The organism is Acinetobacter sp. UBA3025 (genome assembly GCF_002367915.1).
GTDB lineage: Bacteria > Pseudomonadota > Gammaproteobacteria > Pseudomonadales > Moraxellaceae > Acinetobacter.
The window spans coordinates 1-6,732 of record NZ_DFDO01000318.1 but is presented as its reverse complement, the minus strand read 5'-3'; the positions used below and the strand labels follow the sequence as shown (position 1 = coordinate 6,732).

5 protein-coding genes are annotated in these 6,732 nt (G+C 40.0%); 1 reads left to right on the top strand and 4 read right to left on the bottom strand.

Annotated elements, in window-relative coordinates; all coding sequences use genetic code 11:
• Positions 1 to 20: 20 nt before the first annotated feature.
• Together B4J23_RS13445 and B4J23_RS13440 are read right to left on the bottom strand one after the other, a co-directional pair.
• Positions 21 to 1,208, bottom strand: a complete 1,188-nt coding sequence (locus B4J23_RS13445) for an ammonium transporter (protein ID WP_291361305.1) — start codon at positions 1,206 to 1,208, stop codon at positions 21 to 23.
• A gap of 449 nt (positions 1,209 to 1,657) precedes the next feature.
• Positions 1,658 to 2,638 carry an MBL fold metallo-hydrolase gene (locus B4J23_RS13440; protein ID WP_291361303.1) on the bottom strand — a complete coding sequence of 327 codons (981 nt, stop codon included), beginning with the start codon at positions 2,636 to 2,638 and terminating at the stop codon, positions 1,658 to 1,660.
• A gap of 265 nt (positions 2,639 to 2,903) precedes the next feature.
• Here B4J23_RS13440 and B4J23_RS14430 point away from each other — a divergent pair, with 265 nt between their 5' ends.
• Positions 2,904 to 3,020 (top strand): hypothetical protein, encoded by a 117-nt coding sequence (locus tag B4J23_RS14430; RefSeq protein ID WP_373683639.1) that lies wholly within the window; start codon positions 2,904 to 2,906, stop codon positions 3,018 to 3,020.
• Between the two features lie 229 nt (positions 3,021 to 3,249).
• Here B4J23_RS14430 and B4J23_RS13435 read toward each other — a convergent pair whose 3' ends face one another.
• Entirely contained in the window at positions 3,250 to 3,996 is a 747-nt protein-coding gene (locus B4J23_RS13435; RefSeq protein WP_291361301.1) for a DUF4145 domain-containing protein, read from the bottom strand.
• 352 nt (positions 3,997 to 4,348) lie between these two features.
• Positions 4,349 to 6,409 (bottom strand): methionine--tRNA ligase, encoded by a 2,061-nt coding sequence (gene metG, locus B4J23_RS13430; RefSeq protein ID WP_291361299.1) that lies wholly within the window; start codon positions 6,407 to 6,409, stop codon positions 4,349 to 4,351.
• Positions 6,410 to 6,732: the final 323 nt, after the last annotated feature.

Here is a 6,732-nt window from a genome sequence, read left to right as displayed (position 1 = left end):
CTATTTCAGGACAAGACATCTTAAAAAATATTTTCTTCCGAATTTGCCGAGATCCGGTGAATAGATAAATCCGCACCGGTAAATTCTTCTTCCTGACTCAGACGAATACCGATCAACACTTTCAGCAGACCATAAACCAGGAATCCACCTGCCAGAGCCACTACAATCGCCAGAACTGTACCGAATAATTGTGAAATAATCGAAACACCACCCATGCCTCCGAGCCATTGCTGACCGAATACACCGACAGCAATTCCACCGAAAGCACCACATACGCCATGCAAAGGCCAGACCCCTAATACATCATCGACTTTGAGTTTATTTTGGGTATAGGTGAATAGTTTTACAAAAATCACGCCTGCGCTGATTCCGATAAATAATGCACCCAGTGGATGTACCACATCAGAACCTGCACAGATGGCAACCAGTCCGGCTAATGGGCCATTGTGCAAGAAGCCCGGGTCATCTTTACCCGCTACTTTTGCCGCAATAGTTCCACCGACCATCGCCATTAAAGAGTTAATCGCAACCAGTCCGGAAATGGCATCCAGACGCTGTGCACTCATGACATTAAAGCCAAACCAGCCGACAATCAGAATCCATGAGCCTAAAGCAAGGAAAGGGATAGATGAAGGGGGATGTGCAGTAATCCGGCCATCATTTTTATAGCGTCCATTACGTGCACCAAGTAAAACGACCGCAGCCAGAGCAATCCAGCCTCCCATGCCATGCACGACCACAGAGCCGGCGAAATCATGGAAGCTGGCACCGAAGGTATTTGCCAACCAGTCCTGAAAACCAAAGTTGCCATTCCAGATCATCCCTTCAAAAAATGGATAAATCAGAGCCACCAGAAATAAAGTCGCTAAAGCCTGCGAACGCATTTTGGCACGTTCTGCAATTCCTCCCGAGATAATCGCAGGAATAGCTGCGGCAAAGGTCAGCAGGAAGAAACAGCGCATCAGGTTATAACCATGATCGACTGCTAGAGTAGAAGCATCGTGGAAAAAATGCTGACCATAGGCAATATAGTAGCCCACCAGAAAGTAAGCGATGGCGGAGAGGGAAAAGTCAGTGAGAATTTTACTTAAGGCATTGACCTGATTCTTATGGCGAACTGTCCCTAGTTCTAAAAACGCAAATCCTGCATGCATGGCAAGCACTAGAACTGCACCGAGAAGGAGAAATAATAAGTCTATATTTTGCATTGTGCGTTCCAATTTAGTGCATAGAATCACAAAAGAAATCCAGTATATAGAGGCAAAATGATTCGAAAAGAGTTACTAACAAGGGAAATTTTGATAAAGAATTTCTTGAAACTGACAAGACTCGATATAAAGCACAATAGAATTTTATGCACCAAACTAAGACATCATAAGAAAAGATAAAATTTAAATTTATATTTTGTTTTTTAGATATTTAGCTTTATCACAGAAAATGGCGTGTTAAAATGTGTGCTAAAGGTGCACATGAAAAGTGAAAGGATTTTTAAGAAAAAATTTAAAAAAATTAAGTGAAAGATGATTTTGAATTGTAAAAGCACATCATGATTTTAAATTTTAGAAGTTATATAGACTATTGATTAGCTATATCTCTAACAAATAAAACCCTAACGAATTAGGGTTTCATCCGGAGCTAAAATCTCTGAAGTATTCATTTAATCTTTAAAATGCACAGGAATCCACTGGTAGCTCTTTCCATCTTTCGAGTAAATATGACCGATCCCCGGGAACGGTAAATGTGGCGCTGCAATAGTCTGACCTTGTTTTGCATATTCAGCAAAATGCTTTAAACGGGTTTGTACCGCTGTTTTAGGATCAACATCGAATTCTATGGCCGTTTCAGGTTTGTCGAATTGCAAGGTATGTGAATGGACGATGTCACCCACAAAAACCACTTCTTGGCCATCTGCTTTGAGTTTAAAGCTGTAATGCCCTGGGGTATGACCAAAGGATGGCTCAAACTCGACCCCACCAAAAGCTAAAGATTTATCAGAAAAGACTTTCACTTTTTTAGCTTTTTCATAGGGTGCAAGGGCCGCTTTAATTTTCTCTACGGTGCCCAAGAAACCTTCCTGCTGGTCTTTCGGTAGTTTCTTGACAGTATTTGGACTCAGCCAGTAGTCATACTCGGTTTTGGAAATATGTAAGGTGGCATTTGGATAGTTTGCTGCGCCGTTGTTTGAAATGCCACAAACATGGTCAGGGTGGAGATGAGTCAGGAAAATACTACTTACTTGCGCAGGTTGATAACCTGATGCCTTGAGGTTGTTATAAATTGACCCTAAGTGTGCACCAAAGCAGCTTGCAGCACCGCTATCCACCATGAGCAGTTGATTGCCTGTATTAATCAGGAAAGCATTGACTGAAGTCTGTATACCTTTGGCTTGATCGGCATGATATTTCTTTAAAGTCTCAGTTTTTTCTGCATCACTTAAGCCTTTAAACATTGATGGATTTAAGTAGTTTGTACCATCGAGCAGGGCAGTAATCTGAGTATTACCAATTTGGTGATGATAGTAGCCTGCGACTTGTTTTTGTGAAGCAACCGTTGCAGGTTCAGCAGCCTGACCCACACTTACACCCAAAACAGAAAATGAAAGTAGAGAGGTGAGAAGGGATATCTTTAAAGTATTCATGGCAATTCTTATGGTTGTGAAGTTTATGCTATGTATTAGCATGTAAAGCATGAAAATAGAATATAAAAATATTTACCTTTTTAAAGAGAGAAAAAGAATTCGCTATCTGTACTAGGCATTAAGTTTGAATCTGTATATTGATTTTGTAAGGAAATAAAAGATTTTTTATCTAAAAATATTTTTATAAATAAAATACTTAGATAAATTTCACTTTTATAAAAAAGCCCGTTAACATGGGGTATTGCAAACAGCCTTGGGTATCGCTATGAGTTTTTGGAAAAAGAAAAATAATGCAGCATTTGTATTTTTCATTATTACCTTATATTCATTGCTGGGCTTCGGCATTGGCTATGTCATCTGGGAATTTTTCCTCGATAAATAAGTGCTATCTGATTTATAGATTGATATAAATTTTAAAACTCTATTGAAAGCTCCATCACCCTTTGGGAGAAGGTTGGGATGAGGGCTATGACCACTATTTTGTTATCTGCCTTACTTTTGAAGGATCAAAAGTAACAAAAATCCTTTGTTCTTTAGAGGGTACGTCCATGTGCCCTAACGAACGAGTGACATCCATGTTGCTAGGTATATAATTAGATTAATTCTGAATTTCAAAATTTAGCCCTACGCTCTAATCTTCTTCTACCCGATTCATTAATTTTTTCAGGTATTGTATAAATTTCAGTGAGTAATGCTTCAGCAAAATCTAAACAATCTAAAGCTTCATTCTCGCCAGTAGTCCCGTCATGGGCAGAATCATTACCATCATGACGGATGCAATGAGCGAGTTCTTGTAATCGTTTTGGAATTTTGTCTTGAGCAATTAAAAAATCAATTCGATTGGCTAATTTATTTCTTTGGTCTTTATTGGGTTGTTGCTCAGAAGCATGATTTTCTTCTAACCATTTTTCTAATAAATCTTTTGTGACAAGGTCTAAGCATAATCTAAACATAGAACCGCTAGCGACAAAACAATTCATTGCAAGACATTTAGTAGCTTCATCAAATATACTTTTTATATTCTCGGGAACATGTAAAGGACATGTGATTTGTTGTTTACTGGGAGGAATAGAAATTTTTGCAATCTGGAAATGATCGCTAATGTTCGTTTTATCTGTGGTACATAAATTCGCATAAGACTGAATATGTATTTTATTTTTTAGTTCTTGGAAGTCAGCTCCCTCTTGTAATACTAAGACGCATCCTTCTTTACAATGGCTACACTGGCTGAACGCCTCCCAATAATTAGTTAGGGTATAAGAACTATTACGATACTCATGTAAAGTCGTAGCTAATACATCAAATCTTATTTTTTGGCTACCACAGAAATTACAATTATAGACTAAAAAGTGTTTCATTTTTATTGGCTTATTTATATGAAATTGATTTATATGAATAATACACGCAATGATTAATTAATCTAGAGGGAAATAAATGTAGAGTAGGCGACATGGATGTCGCCGTTCACTTGTGATACATGGACGTATCATCAAGTGAACAAAAGATTTTTGTTACTTTTGATCTTTCAAAAGTAAGTCAATGTCTGAGCAGAAAAATTGTGTTTTATAAAAAGAATATGGGGCAGTGATTCAATAAATCCTCTCCCTCTTGCGCGTTATAACGCTCATCCTTTAAAAAAGGAGAGGGAACTTAAAGGCATAAAAAAGCCCCTACAAAGTAGAGGCTTTTCTTCTATCTAAGACCTAAATCTTAAGACACTTTATCACCCGGTTTAGCACCAGATTCAGGTGAAATCACCCAAACACCTTCGCCATTACCAGCGGCAAGTACCATACCGTTCGAAATACCAAAACGCATCTTACGTGGAGCAAGGTTAGCGACCATCACCACCAGTTTGCCTTTCAGGTCTTCCGGTTTATAGAACTCACGGATACCACTGAACACATTACGTGGTTCAGCTTCTCCAACATTTAAAGTCAATTGCAGTAGTTTGTCAGAACCTTCAACCGTTGCAGCGTCCAGAACTTCAGCCACACGTAAATCAACTTTAATGAAGTCATCAATCGTGATGATCTCAGCTTCACCAACTTTAGGTTCAGCTTTCTTCTCTTTGGCTTTCTCTTTTTTCTTCTCAGCTTTTGCTGGTTCAGCAGCAGGTGCAGCTAAAGAATCTTTAGATGCATCGACCATCGCAGCCACAGCTTTCGGATCAACACGTTGCATCAATGGCTGGAACAATGCAATTTCATGACCAGTCAAAATTTCAGTGCGAGAAGCAAAGTCGAAAGAAGCCAGTTTTAGGAAGTCCTGAACCTGAGCAGCCAAAGTTGGAAGTACTGGAGCTAAATACACAGCCAATTGACGGAACAGGTTGATACCTACAGAACACACACCGTGAACCTGTTGTTCTTCGCCTTCAATTTTCGCTAAAGCCCAAGGTTTTTTCTCATCGATGTACTGGTTGGCTTTATCTGCAAGTGCCATGATTTCACGGATCGCTGCCGAGAATTCACGGGTTTCATAAGCTTTGGCAATTGAATCGCCAGCATCAATAAAGCTTTGAACCAGTTCAGGCTCGGCACAAGTTGCACTTAACTTGTTATCAAACTTGGTATTGATGAACTTCGCACAACGGCTGGCAATGTTCACCACTTTACCAACCAAGTCGGAATTTACTTTCTGAACGAAGTCATCAAGATTCAGGTCAGAATCTTCAACTTTGTCAGAAAGTTTAGACGCGAAATAGTAACGCAGGTATTCAGGGTTCAAATGCTGTAAATACGTTTCAGCTTTGATGAAGGTACCGCGAGATTTCGACATCTTCTGACCGTTTACAGTCAGGAAGCCATTTACGAATAAACCCGTTGGAGTACGGTAGTTTGCGCCTTCAAGCATTGCAGGCCAGAACAGCGCGTGGAAGTAAACGATGTCTTTACCAATAAAGTGATAGACTTCATTTTTAGAATCTTTTTTCCAGAAATCATCAAAGCTTAAGTCAGGACGTTTAGTTTTGATGTAATTCTCGAAGCTCGACATATAGCCGATTGGCGCATCCACCCACACATAGAAGTATTTGTTTGGTGCATCTGGAATTTCGAAACCGAAGTAAGGCGCATCACGGGAAATGTCCCAGTCGTTCAAGCCATTGTCAAACCATTCATCCAATTTGTTGGCGATAGATACGGGTAGACGGCCTTCGTCACGGGTCCATTTTTGCAGGTATTCACCAAAATTTGGCAGTTTAAAGAAGTAATGATCTGATGATTTCTCAACAGGTGTCGCACCGCTTAAAGTCGATTTTGGATTTAATAATTCAGTCGCGTTGTAAGTTGTACCGCAGACTTCACATGAATCGCCGTATTGATCTTCCGTCTTACATTTTGGGCATGTACCCTTAATGAAACGGTCTGACAGGAACATGCCTTTTTCAGGATCAAATAACTGGGTTACAGGGCGAACTGCAATATTGCCGGCTTCACGGTTTTTGATATAGATTTCTGAAGCGCGGGCGCGATTAGTATCACTGTGGGTAGAGTCATAATGATCGAAATGCACACCGAAACCGTCAAAGTCACGAATATGTTCTTTTTGCACATTGGCGATCTGTGCTTCAGGTGAAATGCCATTTGCCTCTGCACGCAGCATGATCGCTGTACCATGAGCATCATCCGCACAGACATACGTCACGTCATGGCCCATCGCGCGCATCGCACGTACCCATATATCAGCCTGGATATAGCCGAGTAAGTGACCCATATGAATCGGGCCATTGGCGTAAGGAAGGGCATTGGTGACTAGGATTTTACGCACGGATTCACTCTCTCATTCATATTCATTATACAATGGGCCATAATTTTACATGATGCAGAAGGGATTACAAAGAAATGCTTTTACAGAAGCACAAGGAATAAATCAGGCCGAATATTCAGAATACAAAAACAGGCTATAGGCAGGTAATTGACCCTTAAAAATTCGATTAAGATAAGTTGATGCTACTTCCTGCAATCAATAGCAACAACATGTACAGGCTTTGTTGCAGTTTGCTTAATTCACCCACGTCATTGCATGCTTTGTGCTAAAAATTTGGCTGATCATTTTTATTATGACGCCTTAGGAGGGTACTCATGACTCAG